This is a genomic window from Bremerella sp. JC817 (assembly GCF_040718835.1).
Classification (GTDB): Bacteria; Planctomycetota; Planctomycetia; order Pirellulales; family Pirellulaceae; genus Bremerella.
In genome coordinates this window covers 1-309 of sequence record NZ_JBFEFG010000092.1, presented here as the reverse complement: position 1 = coordinate 309, position 309 = coordinate 1, and the positions used below count along the sequence as shown (strand labels likewise).

Annotated in this window: 1 protein-coding gene; it reads right to left on the bottom strand. The window is 60.5% G+C overall.

The annotated features are described in order from the left end of the window. On the bottom strand, nt 1–252 hold a 252-nt coding region (locus AB1L30_RS00435; RefSeq protein WP_367011384.1), incomplete at its 3' end, for a ParB/Srx family N-terminal domain-containing protein. Nucleotides 253–309 lie beyond the last annotated feature (57 nt).

Here is a 309-nt window from a genome sequence, read left to right as displayed (position 1 = left end):
GGCGGCGAGGCTTTTCTCCAGCGCCTGCTCCGTGCCCACCACCTGGCAGGGAACCGCATGGTCTTCCGGGAGTTTGCCCTCCGCCTGTAGTGACAGCAGTGCTTCCAGCCGCCTTGCCCCTTCGATGACGCAGTAGCGGCCTGATTCTCCTTCCGTGACCACCAGGTTTTGCATCAGGCCGTGGCGAGGATTGAGGCTTTCAATGAGGCGGATGCACCTTTGGTGACGGTGCGCCGTGCGTTGTCGGGCGATTTATCGAGCAGGTTGATTTGAATGAGGTGATGTTGCACCGGCCAATTCCAGGTCGAC